Origin of the sequence: Shewanella sp. SM21 (assembly GCF_025654335.1) — a bacterium.
Lineage (GTDB): Bacteria > Pseudomonadota > Gammaproteobacteria > Enterobacterales > Shewanellaceae > Shewanella > Shewanella oncorhynchi.
In genome coordinates this window covers 500831-517137 of the sequence record NZ_JAKKRL010000001.1, presented here as the reverse complement: position 1 = coordinate 517137, position 16307 = coordinate 500831, and the positions used below count along the sequence as shown (strand labels likewise).

The window sequence follows — 16307 nt, the reverse complement described above, 5'->3', positions numbered from 1 at the left end:
TTTATGACATCAAGTACATCCTTGTACTTGTTGAACTCAAACAAAGCAAATCAGCTTTCCGAATTATTATTAGCGTGAGCCAGCGATGGACACGGTAATAAACAGAATTTGCTTGGTGACAATAGCCTTGTGGAACCACCTGATCCCATCCCGAACTCAGAAGTGAAACGCAAACGCGCCGATGGTAGTGTGGGGTCTCCCCATGTGAGAGTAGGTCATCGCCAAGCGCCTAATTATCTCATTGAGATGCAACGAAGCCAGCTGATAAGCTGGCTTTTTTGCGTCTGCAATTTGTAGAAATTAGTCAGTTTTTCTTTCAGCTTGCATGTTTCTCCGCTATTTTTACTCACCAACTCACCAACTCACCAACTCACCAACTCACCAACTCACCAACTCACCAACTCACCAACTCACTAGCCATTTCAATTACTGAGTTCTTTGTCGGTCCTAGGATTTCCTATTTCGTTCTCGTCCTATTGCTTAATTCTGCGCATAACTAAACGCCTGAGCTCTAGCTCAGGTAGCACTGTTGCTTATCTTTTAAGATAGCCGTTCCACACACCAACCGTATTGCTAGGCACTGCTCTGTGTTGGTATCTAGGGGGCATTTAAGTTGATTTAATTTGCTGAATTGAACCCATTCCTCTTCTTCAAACAATGTCTTCAGAACAATATTCATTTTTATTTTGCCACTTAGTCAGATGGCAGTAGCTTGGATTGTTAAATTTGCATATTTTTTCACTTGGTTTATTCCTATGCTCGTTGTTTTCAATTTAGGAATCATTTTTTAGCCTAAGACATCACTTCAGCTTAAATCCAACATTATGCTTTTTTCATTATGGAATATTGAATTAATCGCTCGATTTATGAGGATTAATAACTTGCCGCCTGTGGATTTACTTAATGTTGGTAAGACCAATTTACACTGATATGGTTTTTTTGTTATCAATTGGTTATGTTCGTAGCAGGTTGAGTTCAGCTGGTTTTCTTGTTGTGTGATTAGTTAGCTTTGAAATGTGATTTTTTATTCAATTTTTCTGATTGGTGGTCGCTATGTGTCTGTTTACGGAAGAACCATAGTTTGGAGCTGTTCATTTGATGAATTTTGAACTTGTAATGCGATAGCGATGATTTTCGGGCAATCGCGCTGTTGATAGGGATCTAGAGAGTAAGGGGTAGGGGAGATATGGAGGATGTAACGCAATCTTTATTGGATGCCGTTGGCATTATGTTTTTGGGGATGGGCTTAGTTTATTTATTTTTAAGTGTACTAATCCTTGGGATTCATTTGGTTGCGCGTTGGTGTGCAGTCGATACTGCATCTGCACGTTTTGCTAAAAATCATGCTAAAAGTCAGCAGAGGGTAGCGCAATCTGATGCTAAACCTTTAGATCCAAGCTTGGTCGCTGCGATTTCACTAGCGGTAAAGCAGTATCGTTCACAGATTAAGTAATGGGGAGCAGTATGACTTTTGTATCTAATTCTACGACAGCAGTGGCTAAGCCATTATTTTTAACTGATGTCGTATTGCGGGACGCGCATCAATCCATTTTAGCGACGCGCTTACGCATTGATGACATGTTACCTATAGCGCCGTTACTCGATAAGATCGGTTTCTGGTCATTGGAATCTTGGGGCGGGGCGACTTTTGATGCCTGTATTCGTTATCTTGGTGAAGATCCCTGGGACAGAATTCGTGAGTTGAAAAAGGCAATGCCGAATACGCCGCAGCAAATGTTGCTGCGTGGCCAAAACTTATTAGGTTATCGCCATTATGCCGATGATTTAGTCACGCGTTTTGTTGAGCGTGCTCATACTAATGGCGTCGATGTATTTCGTATTTTCGATGCAATGAATGATGTTCGTAATCTCGAAACTGCGGTGAAAGCGGTGCGCCAAGTTGGCGGCCATGCGCAGGGGACGATCTCATACACCACAAGTCCAGTGCATACCATAGAGACTTGGGTTGATATGGCAAAACGTCTCGAAGATATGGGATGTGATTCTTTGTGTATCAAAGATATGGCGGGGTTGCTTAAGCCGATGGAAGCGTTTGAGCTTATCAGTCGACTAAAATCCCAAACGCAACTAGTGTTATCTATGCATTGCCATGCGACGACAGGATTAAGTACCGCCACTTACCAGAAAGCCATTGAAGCGGGTATCGATGTGCTCGATACGGCAATTTCGTCGATGAGCCAAACCTATGGACATACTGCTACTGAAACAGTTATCGCTATGGTGGAAGATACTGAGCGTGCGACTGGTTACGATATGGTATTGCTTGAGGAGATTGCCGCTTATTTCCGTGAAGTACGCAAGAAGTACGCTAAGTTTGAAGGCGCGCTGAAAGGCATTGATTCGCGGATCTTACGTGCACAAGTGCCTGGTGGCATGCTGACCAATATGGAGAGCCAACTTAAGGAACAGGGCGCGGCCGATAAGATGGACTTGGTCTTGGAAGAAATTCCCTGCGTGCGTGCTGACTTAGGTTTTTTGCCCTTAGTGACACCTACATCGCAGATTGTCGGCTCGCAGGCGGTCATTAATGTGTTGATGGGGGAGCGTTATAAGTCACTGACTAAAGAGACTGAAGGCGTGCTTAAGGGCGAATATGGCGCGACGCCTGCGCCAGTCAATGCCGCATTGCAAGCGAGAGTCTTACAAGGAGCCGAAGCCATTACATGTCGCCCTGCTGATTTATTAACGCCAGAGCTGGCTAAATTACGGCTTGAGTTAGCTGATAAAGCACAGGAACAAGGCATTCGCCTATCTTCAGAGCATGACGATGATGTGCTGACCTATGCACTCTTCCCACAAATAGGATTGCAGTTCTTAAAGAATCGTGACGATCCGAACGCCTTTGAGCCTAAGCCTGAGCTGACTTCGGTACTTGCTGCTTCTAATATTACGGATCGTGGCCCTGAAACCTACACGGTAACTGTCGAAGGGCAAGAGTACGTAGTTGAAGTCGCCGCAGGCGGTGAGATCTCGCAAATCCAGCCACAGGGACAAAGTGTTCATGCTGTGCAATCTGTGACTGAGAGTACAACGCCATCAACAAGCCATGGTGAAATCAGGCTTGAAATGAGCGCGCCTTTGTCGGGCAACATCTTCAAAGTGCATGTTTCTCCAGGCGATAGAGTGTGTGAAGGCGATGTCGTGATCATCCTTGAGGCGATGAAGATGGAAACTGAAATTCGTGCACAGGGCGATGGCATTATCGCTAAGATCTGGGTGAAAGAAGGTGACTCAGTGTCTGTGGGTTCTCAATTATTGGCCTTGGCGTAGGAGTCATTATGGAAGGTTTAATGGCTTTTTGGGCCGAGACGGGAATCGCTCACTTTACTGGCGGGCAAGTGTTGATGATGGCAGTGGGCGCTTTGCTCTTGTATCTCGCCATCGTACGTGGTTTTGAGCCTTTGCTATTGTTGCCCATTGGTTTTGGTGCAGTGCTGGCGAACATTCCCCATGCGGGATTTACCGAAGAAGGTGGCATGCTGTATTACGCCTATCATGTGGGGATTGAGACTGGGGTGTTTCCGCTATTGATCTTTATGGGTGTTGGTGCGCTGACCGACTTTAGTGCCTTGATCGCGAATCCTAAAACTCTGTTATTAGGGGCTGCTGCGCAGTTTGGGATTTTTGCGACACTGATTGGCGCAATAGCGCTGAACTTAGTGCCGGGATTTGAGTTCACTATGAAGGACGCGGCGGCCATTGCGATTATTGGCGGTGCCGATGGACCGACGGCGATTTTCTTAGCCTCCAAACTGGCGCCTGAGTTATTGGGGGCGATTGCGGTCGCGGCTTATTCCTATATGGCGCTAGTCCCGATTATTCAACCGCCGATCATGCGCTTACTAACAACCCAAGCCGAGCGCGAAATTAAAATGGAGCAGCTGCGCGATGTCAGTAAGAAGGAAAAGATCATTTTCCCTTTGATGGTGCTGGGATTAACGATCCTCTTTTTACCTGCGGCTACGCCGTTAGTGGGTATGTTTTGTCTTGGTAACTTGATGCGCGAATCTGGCGTAGTGGATAGATTATCGAAAACGGCGCAGAACGAGCTTATCAATATCGTTACGATTTTCTTAGGTCTAGCTGTCGGTTCTAAGTTATCTGCCGACCAATTCCTGCGACTGGAAACCTTAGGAATTTTGGTATTGGGAGCTTTAGCATTTGGCATTGGTACTGCTGCAGGTGTATTGATGGCAAAACTGATGTGTAAGTTGTCGGGTGGTAAGATTAATCCGTTGATTGGTGCCGCAGGGGTGTCGGCTGTACCTATGGCAGCACGAGTCGTGAACAAAGTTGGATTAGAGGCCAACCAACACAACTTCTTGTTAATGCACGCCATGGGTCCCAATGTGGCGGGAGTGCTAGGTTCTGCTGTGGCTGCGGGGATTTTACTTGCCGTGCTGGGTTGATGACAGAGTGGGTTAACTGATTGGGCTTGACTGAGTGGGTAAATTTAGCGGGTTTATCTTCGAATTTATTCTAGTCGTTAACGCTGTTTTATCACTAAGGCCAACTCAGTATTGAGTTGGCTTTTTGTTAAGTCACTAATTTAGGAAATGAATCCTTGGTATTAACCTAAGCCGTTAACCAGAGTAATGCCATAAGGATTAAAATCAGCCCGCCACCTATACCGATAATGTAGATAAAACCTCGCCGGCCTTGTTTTAGCGTGAGTTTGTTGGCTTTTAAAAATAACGCCCAAAACAAACATAGGATCAGCGGGATAAGGAAGAGTCTCGTCATTGTCTGTTCTGCTAAAGTGTGAGTTAGAGTAGTTTTAGAGTCTAACAGCTTGATCTTAGTTGAGTAACCTATTTTGCAGTTAATAGAGACTGTCGAAGTCGATTGTGGTCTCTAAAGCCAATAGATCAAAGACTGTTTGCAGGATAATAAAAGAGACCGCCGAAGCGGTCTCTTACTGTGGTCAATGGTACTGATTATTTAGCTTAATACTTTTTATACAATATTGTTATTGCTACGAACTCACAGGTGTAACGTCTTGATTGTCGTTCGAATAGAACTGTGCTTCATCGAGTTCATTTTCGGATTTACCAATCACAACAGCAGTCATCATATCGCCCGTTACGTTAGTTGCTGTGCGGATCATATCGATAATACGGTCAATCGCGGCGATAAAGGCAATGCCTTCAAGTGGCAGACCAATTACACCTAAGGTGACAGTTAACATCACCATCGCACTTCCTGGTACGCCAGCGGTACCAACAGAAGCCACTGTCGCAGTCACGGCGATCATCACATAGTCCAGTGTGTCGAGCGGAATATTGTAAATCTGGGCGATGAAGATAGCGGCTATCGCAGGGTAAATACCCCCACAGCCGTCCATGTTCATGGTCGCACCTAATGGCATCACAAAGGCACTATAACGTTTTGATACACCCATGGTTTCGACTGCGCGGGTGCTCGCAGGTAAAGTACCGAAACTTGAGGAAGTACTAAAGGCGACTAACTGCGCTGGCATAGCTTTGCGGAAAAATTGCAGTGGGCTTAAACCACCGACAAATTTCACTAAGCCACCGTAAACAAAGATGATGTGGATAAAAGCGGCAATGTAGATAGCCCCGATAAACTTACCTAAAGGCAGTAGAGTCGATAAACCATATTCACCCACAACCCATGCCATTAAACCAAACACACCGATAGGAGTGAGTTTTAAGACCATGCGAGTCAGTTGGAACATGACTTCAGCACCTGATTCAATGGTGCGTTTTAATGGCTCTGCTTTCTCGCCGACTTTATTGATAGCGATACCTACCAAAGCTGCAAACACGATAATTTGCAGTACCTTGCCTTCAGCGAGTGAAGCAAAAGGATTTACAGGGATCATGTCGAGCAACACTTGTGCGAAACCGGGAATATTACGCTCGCGCACTTCAGTCGTTGTGAGTTGCATGGTGCCACCCATGTCGATCATTGAGCCCACAGCTAAGCCGATCAGAGAGGCGATTGTGCCTGTCAGCATGAACATACCCAAAGTTTTCAAGCTCAGGCGTTTCAGACTGGTTTGCGAGTTGAGCGATGTGATACTCACGACAATGGCACAAAATACCAAAGGCGCGACCAACATCTTAATGGCCCCAATGAACAGATCACCTAATGGTTTTAGCACTGTGGCGCTTTCACCTAAAATAACGCCAACGAGCGCACCTAAGATAAAGCTTGCTAAGACTTTTTGCCAAAACGGAATGCGGCTAATGGTTTGAAGGATCATGCATATTCCAGAAAAATAAATTAAGAGTGAGCCAATAGGCCTGCGATGATAGGATTCGTATTTAACGAGTTGAGCGTGATGTTAACGCGCTCTCAGTCATGCGCATGGTTATTGCCTGCCATAGTTAACCATTGTATCGACAGAGCTAGGGTTATAACAAACCGTTTTTCTTATAACTTATTGTGATAAGTGAGTTTGTTGTAAAAAGATTAAGTGAAACATTCAATTAACCCATGGCAAACCTCATCGCATTGAATACAAAAAGAGAGATTTATCATTGAGTAAGCCATTATGACTGAGTTAGGTATTATGTTCTCCGGCGCTTTTTTAGCGGCCACTTTGTTACCGGGGGGATCTGAAGTCTTACTCATGGCGCTATTAAACAATACCCCAGAGGCTTGGGTTGCGCTAGTCGTGGTGGCCAGTATTGGTAACACCTTGGGCGCGATGACCAGTTTCTACTTAGGCCGCTTAGGTCGCCTCGCAAAATCACCAGAAGCGTTAGCGACAGGTAAACACGCAAAGGGGCTCGCCTTGATTGAACGCTACGGCGTGTGGGCGTTGTTACTCTCATGGGCACCAGTTGTCGGCGATATTCTCTGTTTATTGGCGGGTTGGTTGAGGCTACCACTAATTCCCTCTTTGGTGATTATTTTAATTGGTAAAACAATTCGTTACTTAATTGTTGCCGCTGCCGTGCTGCAATGGATGGCATGATGGCGCTAGGATGCATTTAATGGTCAAGGGTGTGGAGTGTTTTTCCGTTTAGACTGAATTTACTGTATAGATAGGAACTTAGTGTTAATTTTGCGAGTCATAAATCCCAATGCTTAATCATTTAAGCGCACTATGACGCTACGCAGCACTATGATGAAGCTGTATTTTTGGCCCATTGATGTATGAGGGGAATGTTTTGAAGAAATGGATATTAGCGGTCGCAATTTCTGCCGCACTTGCGGGTTGTGCATCTGAAACGACTACGGTGAACTTGCCCACAGGCGTTAAACTTATCGAAAATGTGCAATTGGCCGATTCGCAAGTAGGGATCCCCTACAAAAAGTACCAATTAGCCAATGGGTTAACGGTTATTTTACATCAAGATGATTCCGATCCCTTAGTGCATGTCGACGTCACTTATCATGTGGGCTCTGCCCGTGAATTAGCTGGGCGTTCGGGATTTGCGCATTTATTTGAACACATGATGTTCCAAGGCTCGCAGCATGTTGCCGATGAACAGCATTTTGAAGTGGTTACCGAAGCCGGTGGTACCCTAAATGGCACGACCAATACCGACAGAACCAATTACTTTGAGACAGTACCCAACAATCAATTAGAAAAAATGTTGTGGCTCGAGTCGGACCGTATGGGCTTTTTGTTGCCGGCACTCACTAGTGAAAAATTCGAAGTGCAGCGCGAAACCGTCAAAAACGAGCGCGCACAACGTATCGATAATCAGCCCTATGGCCGCATGAGTGAGCGTTTTAGCCAAGCTATGTATCCTGTCGGTCATCCTTATTCTTGGCCTGTAATTGGTTGGCCGGACGATCTTAATCGCGCCACGGTTGATGATGTTAAACACTTTTTCCAACGTTGGTATGGCCCTAACAATGCGACCTTGACCATAGGTGGCGATTTCGATGAAATGCAAACCTTAGCCTGGGTCAATAAATATTTTGGTGAAATCCCCCGCGGTCCTGAAGTCTCGTTAGAGCAAAAGGCGCTGGTTAACTTAGACAAGACGCGTTACCTCTCCATGGAAGATCAAGTGCACTTACCTTTGATCCGTATTGGTTTTCCAACCGTATACGCTAGACATTCAGATGAGGCCGCGCTCGATCTGTTAGCCAATATTTTAGGTGGTGGTAAAACATCCTTATTATATAAAAACTTGGTTAAGGACGGTTATGCCATGCAGGCTAATGTGAGTCATCCTTGTCAAGAGCTTGCGTGTCAGATGTCGATTTATGCTTTAGCCAATCCTGAAAAGGGCGGCAAATTGGCGGATCTGGAGCAACGTATCCTCGACTCGATTAAGGAGTTTGAGCAACGTGGCGTTACCGATGACGATCTGCAAAAAGTCAAAGTGCAGTTTGAGGCTGATACCATTTATAGCCTGCAGAGTGTTTCTGGCAAAGTGTCGACCTTAGCGATGAACCAAACGCTGTCGGGCAATCCGAACATGATTGCCTCAGATCTGAATCGTTATGCCAATGTGACCAAAGACGATGTGATGCGCGTGTTTAAGCAATACATTAAAGATAAACCTATGGTGGTTATGAGTGTGGTGCCGCAGGGAATGACGTCACTTATTGCTCATGCGGATAACTTCACGCCTGCAACGTTGCCGATTGCACACACTGCGGTAGAGGGGGATTTGCCCAAGCCTGAACTTGTTTCAAGTTTTGATCGGACTAAGATGCCTGCATCTGGCGTTGCACCTATGCTCAAAGTACCTAAAATTTGGACAAAAACCTTAGCCAATGGCATCGAAGTCATGGGCACTCAAAGTACTGAAACACCAACAGTTGAGTTAATTGTTTATCTCAATGGTGGCCACAGACTCATACCCGTCGAAAAAGCAGGCTTAGCAACGCTGACTGCGGAAATGCTTAATGAATCGAGCCAGAAGCGCAGCAGTGAAGCACTATCACAAGCCTTAGAAATGCTAGGTAGTAGTGTCGATTTTAGTGCGTCTGAATATCAAAGTTCGATCAAAGTATCGGCTCTGACAGCACATTTAGATGAGACGCTGGCGATTATGGAAGAAAAGCTGTTTCAACCAGCGTTCAGCGAAGCTGACTTTGCGCGAGTGAAACAGCAGCAATTACAACAGATCCAGCATATGCAGTCCGATCCTAGCTATCTGGCTGATACGGCGTTGTCGTCTTTGTTATACGGTAAAGACAATGCGTTAGGTGTGAATGATCTTGGTACGCTCGATTCAGTCGCGGCGCTTAAGTTAGCCGATGTAAAAGCGTTTTATGCCCAGCAGTATCAAGGCGGCAACGCTAAAATTGTCACTGTTGCTAATTTATCTGAATCTGCATTGCTGCCTAAACTAGCGGGATTAAACCAGTGGAAAGGAGAAGCAGCTGTGGTACCGCCACTTAAGCCACTCCCTGCATTAAAAGGCGGCACAATTTATGTGATTGATAAACCTGGTGCGGCGCAATCGGTAATCAATATTGCCAAGCGCGCATTACCCTACGATGCCACAGGCGATTATTTTAAATCCTATCTGATGAATTATCCGTTAGGCGGCGCATTCAATAGCCGTATCAACCTGAATTTACGTGAGGATAAAGGTTATACCTATGGTGCTCGCACTCGTTTTACTGGCGGTGCTGAAGTGGGCGATTTTGTCGCATCAAGTAACGTTCGCAGTGACGTGACGGCGAAAGCACTCATTGAGTTTGTAAAAGAAATCAGTGCTTATCAGCAGCAGGGCATGACAGATGCTGAACTTGCCTTTATGCGTAATTCAGTCTCTCAAGGGCAAGCTCTTGATTATGAAACACCGTATCAAAAAGCGGGCTTTATGCGGATGATCCAACGTTACCAATTGAGTCAAGATTTTACGACTCAACAGGACAAGATCATTAATACTGTAACAAAAGATGAACTCAATGCCCTCGCGGCTTCCGAGCTAGATATCAATAAAATGGTGATTCTGGTGGTGGGAGATAAAGCGACAATTGAAGCGGATTTAGCGGTATTGGGCTATCCAATTGAAACTTTAGTATTGTAAATTAGTATTTCGCCCTTATATAGGTAGATAGACGGGTGCATTAGTTAACGACTATTTGCTCTATATTTACCGGATTTACATCGAAAGACGGTGACAGCATTAGCTGTCACCGTCTGCTTTTAATCATACAAGGTGTGAATTTGGCTTGCCCCACAGACAGGTTTAGATTTATTTTGAGGCATATTTTGCAAGATAAGCCTCAAAATAAAGGTCTGACTGTTAACCTTGTCGCGATAGCGAATCACCAATTAGAGAAGCGCAAATTGAAGTCATTCAATGAATTAGTACAACATCTCTCGGACGCCAATGGGCGCACCGCACTCTTGGGTATGTTACGTGGCATAGAACGTGAGGCGTTGCGGATTGATGAGTTTGGTTATCTCGCTACAGACTCGCATCCCGAAGCCTTAGGCTCGGCGTTAATGCATTCACGTATTACGACGGATTACAGTGAAGCCTTGCTCGAGTTTATTACGCCAGTAAATCACAATGTTGAGCAACTTCTCACTGGGTTAACTGAGACTCATGCCTTCAGCGTGCGCCACTTAAATGGTCAGCGTTTGTGGCCCGTGAGCATGCCTTGCTATGTGAAAGATGAGCAACAGATCCCCGTTGCCCGCTATGGCTCATCGAATACTGGCATGATGAAAACCTTGTATCGTAAGGGGTTAACCTATCGTTATGGTGCCCTGATGCAGATCATCTCTGGGGTGCACTTTAACTTTTCGGTATCGCAAGAATTATGGCGAAGCCTGTATGAGTTAAGTGATAAAGAGTTAACTTACGATGATTTTATTTCAGAATCCTATTTCGGCTTGATCCGTAACTATCGCCGTTTAGTGTGGGTACTACCTTATTTATTTGGTGCCTCGCCAGCGTTATGTAGCTCCTTTATTAAAGATCAAAAAACCGACCTCAAGTTTGAAAAAACGGGCCACGGAACTCTGTATCTGCCCTATGCCACTTCGTTGCGTATGAGTGATTTAGGCTACACCAACAAAGAGCAAGAAGATCTAAATATCAGCTATAACTCTTTGCCTGAGTATCTGGCTGGCGTGAATGCTGCCACTAAAATGCCTTCAGCAAACTTTGCTAATATCGGCGTTAAAGTCGATGGTGAGTATCGTCAACTTAATGCCAATGTATTGCAGATTGAAAACGAGTTCTACTCGCCAATCCGTGCGAAACGGGTCACACGTAGTGGCGAGAAACCGTCTGAAGCTTTGGCCCGTGCGGGGGTGGAATACATTGAAGTGAGAGCGTTGGATGTTAATCCATTTAGCCCAGTTGGCATTGAGTCGACACAAGTACGTTTCCTCGATTTATTCCTACTCTATTGTTTATTAACGCAGTCGCCTAAGTCTGAGGCGAGCGAAGAGGCGAGATTAAGCGCGAATCTTAAAGCTGTGGTGCTTGAAGGCCGTAAACCTGGGCTTGAGTTATTAACTGCAGACGGTTCACGTTCGCTTAAATCTTGGTTAGAAGAGTTGTTTGATGCCTTGCAACCTTTGGCAGTATTGCTCGATGGTGAGGGGACGGATTATCAAGTGGCTTTGGCCCATTGGCGTAAAGCGGTTGAAGATCCGAATTTAACCCTGTCGGGACAAGTACTTCAAAACGTGATCAACAAGGGCCAAGATCATGGTCAGTGGGTAATGACGTTAGCGCAGCAATACTACCAATACTTTATCGATTATCCCTTGTCGAGCGAGACCATAGCGCAGTATCAAGCTGAAGCATCCAGTTCGCTTAACAAGCAAGCTGAACTAGAGGCGGCGCAGAGTGCAGTTTCATTCGATGATTATCTGGAAGATTACTTTGGAGTGAAGCCGTGAAAGAGGGGTTATTCTCTTTCACTGGCCTACGTGCCCGCGCAGCTTTGATTGTGTTCAGTGCCTTGTTATCTGGCTGCGCCGCGTCACCTGAAGACCCACTGGGCTGTGGTACTGTGTCGGGTTATTTGCAGCCCGATGCCAGTACTCACTGGTATCGAGTTGTGGTGACCCATTTAAACGGGCAGGCAGTCGTTTCTAAGCCTAATTATCAGTTAGCGCCTGGCGAATATGAATTTACCGTTGCGGAGCTGATTGATGATCCAAGTTTGTCAGTCACGCTTGCCGCGCGGACACCCAAAGTATTCAAGCTCAATGTTGAAAGTCATCAGCGTTATCATATCGGTGCGTTATTTCACACCGATAAGCGCTATATGGGTAAAGACACTGCGTATTGGGAACCCGGCGTGTGGCAGCAAGAAGATCATGAGTGTCAGTTTGAGCTGAGTCCCGAAACGAAATAGCCAAATTGTTAAGTTCAAGTGGTAAGCCAGCAACATACGATTAAGTCATATTGATTTAGCCCCTAGCGTTGAGATCTTCTAAGCGCAAAAAGGCTTTTTATGCTTGCCTCAGCCTGAGTCTATGACATCATGGCGCGAGCTAACTCTCCAAAGAACATGATATTAATGAATAAATCCTCCGCTATCTTACTCTGCGCAAGTCTCGGCATCTTGTCAGGTTGCGCGACATCTCCGCCTAAGTCTCCCGAAAATTTGTGTGAGATATTTCAAGAACACCGAGATTGGTACGATGCAGCTAAAGATGTCCGTGATAAATGGGGTGTGCCAGTGCATGTGCCGTTAGCTATGATGTATCAAGAGAGCTCATTCAAGCACAATGCCGCGCCACCGATGGAATACTTTTTAGGTTTTATCCCTATTGGCCGTGCCAGTGATGCCTATGGGTATGCGCAGGCTAAGACCATGACGTGGGATGATTATGTGCGTGAGACGGGAAACAGTTGGTCGAGCCGCAGTGATTTCGATGATGCCTTGGATTTTATGGGCTGGTTTATCAGCAAAACCCATAAGATAAATGGCGTATCTAAATGGGATGCGCGGGCGCAGTATCTTAATTATCACGAGGGCTGGGGCGGTTATCGCCGTGGTAGTTATAAATCTAAGGCGTGGTTAGTGAAAGTGGCGAACAAGGTGGATGCGAGGTCGAAACGCTACGCGGCTCAATATAAAACCTGCCAAGAAGATTTAGATTCATCTTGGCTGTGGCGTTTATTTTTTGGTTAAGATTACGTTTTTATATCATTGTCAGCCACTTAAGTGAGAGTGGCTGACTGTCGGTGTTCAATTTAGATATTTAATCGAGATAGCTAATTGAGATAGCTAATTGAGATAGTAAACTCAAATATTCAACTCCGACGCTTACTGATTGTTGATATTAGCCTTTTGACATCGGCTGCAGCAACTGACTTCAATTGATTTATTGCGCTTTCACTGCGAAGGTTTCTAATGCCTGAATGGCTTTTTTCTTCGCACGCTTTTGCTCATACATAGCATGATCTGCAGTCTTAAAGGATTGATACCAATCGGCTTCGAAGGGTGCAATACCAAAACTAAAACCTAGGCTAAGCTCTGAACCTTGATTCAAGGTTTTGCGCATATCATCTAAGTCTTGTTCAATTTGAGCTAACGGCCCATGGCATAAAGCGACAAATTCATCGCCACCAAAACGGGAAATAATGCCTTTATTTTGCCAATAGGTGAGCATTGCGGTGGCTGTTCGCTTGATGGCAACATCACCCATCTGGTGCCCATAGGCATCATTAATGGACTTGAGATTGTCCATATCGATAATAATTAAAAAACTGCCTAAGTGAGGTTTGTGCTGCCAGTGGTGCAGTTCATCTTCAAAATTCTTTCGATTATAAAGTCCTGTTAATGGATCAAAATTGGCGAGTTTAGTGATCTGCAGTGACTTCTGATAGAGCGCAATGGCATTGCTAGCTTCGTGAGTTAGGATAGAGACAAGATTGCGGTCGTAATCGCTAAAGGCGCCAATGCTACTGCTATCGAGATTGAGCATGGCATACAGTTTGCCATCAATACGAATAGGGCTAGACAGGGTTGAGCGTATCGGCTGCTTCGACACTGAGAGTAACACTTTTTGATCATCTTCCGTTAAGGTGCTAGCCGCATTGATATTCTTCATATCATTGATGACCACCACTTGATCGCATCTCCCTTCAGTGAGTCGATATTCAAAAGTTTGCTCTAAGGTAAAATCCAGTTGTCTGAGCTTTGCTAAATCGAGCCCCACGACAGATTCAAAATACAGTTTATTATTCACCTCGTTGATTTTAATGATGCTGCCCATTTCGGCACCATTAATCACGTACACGGCTTTATTGAGTAAGGCGTCCAGAAAGGCATGCTCATTTTTATAATGGCTCGAGAGATGGGCGAGTTCATAGATGGCATCGTTGATGGTGACGACTTGCTCTAAATGCTGCCATAGTCGAGTTAAACGGCCCTGATGCAAATAGTAAATTAGGCTGTAGGCAAAAATATAAATGATGCAAACAAACAGTAAGGGCAGGATAGTCCAATTTTCTGTGGGTGCATTAAAGATAAACAGCAGGATGAATAGACATATCGGCACTATAAGCAGTAGCAGATGATAGCGATAATCTAAGCGATCTATGGTCTTACGTTTGAAATTATCCCTTAATTTCACTCGACTATTCCTTTATCTGTGTCATTGCTAGTAATCATTGAATGCTATACATCACTAACGTATTCACACTGAGTTCAGTTAAGTATATAACGAAAATTGAAATATAAACTGATATGAAACTGTGAACAATTTCATATCAGTGATTTTGGTACTAAATACTGAATTAACGCGAATTTTCTGCGTATTCTGCCAATATCCAAGCTAATGGTGCTTGGTATTGGATTGGCATCCAAGTTTGCAGTGCGGCTATGCTCTGGTTGAGCACAGTTTGATTTGGCACTGATAGGTTTAAATGTCCGACTTTACGACCCGGGCGCACTTCTTTGTTGTACCAGTACAACTCAGCATTGGGCAAACTTAACCAGCGAGGGTCATTATCGATACCGATAAGGTTGACCATAACACACTGAAAATTCACTTGTGGCTGTGGGATCGCAATTCCGCAAAGTGCTCTAAGATGCAGCTGGAATTGATCCATATGGGTACCGGCTTGAGTCCAATGGCCAGAGTTGTGCACTCGCGGCGCCAGCTCATTCACCAGTAGCTCATCGCCAACACGGAAGCATTCCATCGCCATTACGCCAACGTATTCAAGTTCGTGCATAATAGCGCTGAGCATAGTTTCGGCTTGGGCTTGCAAAGGGCTTAAGCGTGCCAGTGGCGAAATCGACGCCATTAAAATGCCGTCCTGATGTAAGTTCAGCGTCAGCGGATAAAACACGCATTCGCCTTCGCGAGTACGCACGCCAACCAATGATACTTCTTCATCAAAATTAATCGCTTGCTCAGCAATCGCAAGGTTACGCCAATCGTTTGGAATATCACCCGCTTCGGCTTCTTTTAGCCAATGTTGACCTTTACCGTCATAACCCCCAGTACGGCGTTTCATCAAGACTCTAGGACCATAGTGCTGATACAGGGTATCGACTTGGGTGTTATCGTCGACTAAGGTCCAAGGCGCCGTGGGAACACTGAGCTGGTCGAGTAGACTTTTTTGGCTAAAACGGTCGGCTAAACGGCTAAATACCGGACCATTAACAAAATGGGGGTGTGAGCTGAGTTGTAAACTCAGGGCGGACTCTGGCCACTGTTCGCGCTCGGCGGTAATAATGTCGTGGGGCGCGAGTGGCAGAATGTCATCCGTAGGTGTCATGATATCGACGGCGTTAACTTCAATCGCTAATGGCTCACCAGCGTGGGTCAACATGGCGCCCAGCTGACCATTACCTAATACCCAAACCTTAGGTTTAGTGTTTGTCTGGGTCATTAGACTTCCCTCGGGTCTGGATTGTCCAGTACCGCACGGGTCTGTTCTTCTCTGAAAGCGTCAACACGAGCCGCTAATTCTGCATCGTTATTCGCAAGGATTTGGCAGGCCAATAATCCTGCATTGAATGCGCCCGCTGTGCCTATGGCTAAGGTGCCGACGGCGATGCCTTTTGGCATTTGAACGATAGACAATAAGCTATCCATACCTGACAGGGCTTTACTTTGGACTGGTACACCTAATACGGGTAAGCGAGTTTTAGAGGCAATCATACCGGGTAAGTGCGCTGCACCACCGGCGCCACCAATGATGATTTTAAAACCACGTTCGGCGGCAGAGGCTGCAAACTCCATGAGTTTATCTGGCGTTCTATGGGCGGAAACCACTTCAACATGATAAGGCACTTGCAGTTTATCCATTATCTCAGCGGCGGCTTCCATTGTGGGCCAATCACTTTTAGAACCCATAACAACAGCAACAAGGGCTTGCATGATAACTCCTTAACTCACTAATTTT

At 45.4% G+C, this 16307-nt stretch carries 13 protein-coding genes and 1 rRNA gene; 9 read left to right on the top strand and 5 right to left on the bottom strand.

Annotated features, from left to right (window positions below; genetic code table 11):
- The first annotated feature begins 111 nt into the window (after nt 1-111).
- The 4 genes from rrf (at nt 112) to L5L94_RS02090 (ending at nt 4430) form a co-directional block, all read left to right on the top strand.
- Nucleotides 112-227 (top strand): 5S ribosomal RNA (gene rrf / locus L5L94_RS02105).
- 959 nt (nt 228-1186) lie between these two features.
- On the top strand, nt 1187-1453 hold the full coding sequence (locus tag L5L94_RS02100; protein WP_263160917.1) for an OadG family protein: 267 nt from the start codon (nt 1187-1189) through the stop codon (nt 1451-1453).
- 11 nt (nt 1454-1464) lie between these two features.
- Nucleotides 1465-3291 (top strand): sodium-extruding oxaloacetate decarboxylase subunit alpha, encoded by a 1827-nt coding sequence (gene oadA, locus L5L94_RS02095; protein ID WP_263160915.1) that lies wholly within the window; start codon nt 1465-1467, stop codon nt 3289-3291.
- Nucleotides 3292-3299: 8 nt separating this feature from the next.
- On the top strand, nt 3300-4430 hold the full coding sequence (locus L5L94_RS02090; RefSeq protein WP_263160914.1) for a sodium ion-translocating decarboxylase subunit beta: 1131 nt from the start codon (nt 3300-3302) through the stop codon (nt 4428-4430).
- A 166-nt stretch (nt 4431-4596) separates the two neighbouring features.
- Here the strand turns inward: L5L94_RS02090 and L5L94_RS02085 are convergent, their stop codons facing one another.
- Nucleotides 4597-4764: a hypothetical protein gene (locus L5L94_RS02085; protein WP_168823570.1), complete on the bottom strand. Its 168-nt coding sequence runs from the start codon at nt 4762-4764 to the stop codon at nt 4597-4599.
- 232 nt (nt 4765-4996) lie between these two features.
- Complete coding sequence (locus L5L94_RS02080; protein ID WP_263160912.1) at nt 4997-6250, bottom strand: dicarboxylate/amino acid:cation symporter; 1254 nt, start codon at nt 6248-6250, stop codon at nt 4997-4999.
- 291 nt (nt 6251-6541) lie between these two features.
- Here L5L94_RS02080 and L5L94_RS02075 point away from each other — a divergent pair, with 291 nt between their 5' ends.
- The 5 genes from L5L94_RS02075 to L5L94_RS02055 all read left to right on the top strand — a co-directional run bounded on the left by L5L94_RS02075 (nt 6542) and on the right by L5L94_RS02055 (nt 13077).
- The gene (locus tag L5L94_RS02075; protein ID WP_263160910.1) at nt 6542-6967 is read left to right on the top strand and encodes a YqaA family protein; all 426 of its coding nucleotides are present in this window, start codon (nt 6542-6544) and stop codon (nt 6965-6967) included.
- A gap of 178 nt (nt 6968-7145) precedes the next feature.
- Nucleotides 7146-9998 carry a M16 family metallopeptidase gene (locus L5L94_RS02070; protein ID WP_263160909.1) on the top strand — a complete coding sequence of 951 codons (2853 nt, stop codon included), beginning with the start codon at nt 7146-7148 and terminating at the stop codon, nt 9996-9998.
- 185 nt (nt 9999-10183) lie between these two features.
- Nucleotides 10184-11833 (top strand): glutamate--cysteine ligase, encoded by a 1650-nt coding sequence (gene gshA, locus L5L94_RS02065; protein WP_263160907.1) that lies wholly within the window; start codon nt 10184-10186, stop codon nt 11831-11833.
- A complete protein-coding gene (locus L5L94_RS02060) occupies nt 11830-12294 on the top strand; it encodes a hypothetical protein (protein WP_168823560.1) in 465 nt (154 codons plus the stop codon). Before gshA ends, L5L94_RS02060 begins: the two co-directional genes overlap by 4 nt.
- Nucleotides 12295-12459: 165 nt before the next feature.
- Entirely contained in the window at nt 12460-13077 is a 618-nt protein-coding gene (locus L5L94_RS02055; protein ID WP_081729062.1) for a hypothetical protein, read from the top strand.
- 193 nt (nt 13078-13270) lie between these two features.
- Here the strand turns inward: L5L94_RS02055 and L5L94_RS02050 are convergent, their stop codons facing one another.
- The 3 genes from L5L94_RS02050 to purE form a co-directional block, all read right to left on the bottom strand.
- Nucleotides 13271-14524: a sensor domain-containing diguanylate cyclase gene (locus tag L5L94_RS02050; RefSeq protein ID WP_105249953.1), complete on the bottom strand. Its 1254-nt coding sequence runs from the start codon at nt 14522-14524 to the stop codon at nt 13271-13273.
- A gap of 163 nt (nt 14525-14687) precedes the next feature.
- A complete protein-coding gene (purK, locus tag L5L94_RS02045; protein WP_113941630.1) occupies nt 14688-15791 on the bottom strand; it encodes a 5-(carboxyamino)imidazole ribonucleotide synthase in 1104 nt (367 codons plus the stop codon).
- Nucleotides 15791-16282, bottom strand: a complete 492-nt coding sequence (purE, locus tag L5L94_RS02040; protein WP_028760937.1) for a 5-(carboxyamino)imidazole ribonucleotide mutase — start codon at nt 16280-16282, stop codon at nt 15791-15793. Before purE ends, purK begins: the two co-directional genes overlap by 1 nt.
- Nucleotides 16283-16307: the final 25 nt, after the last annotated feature.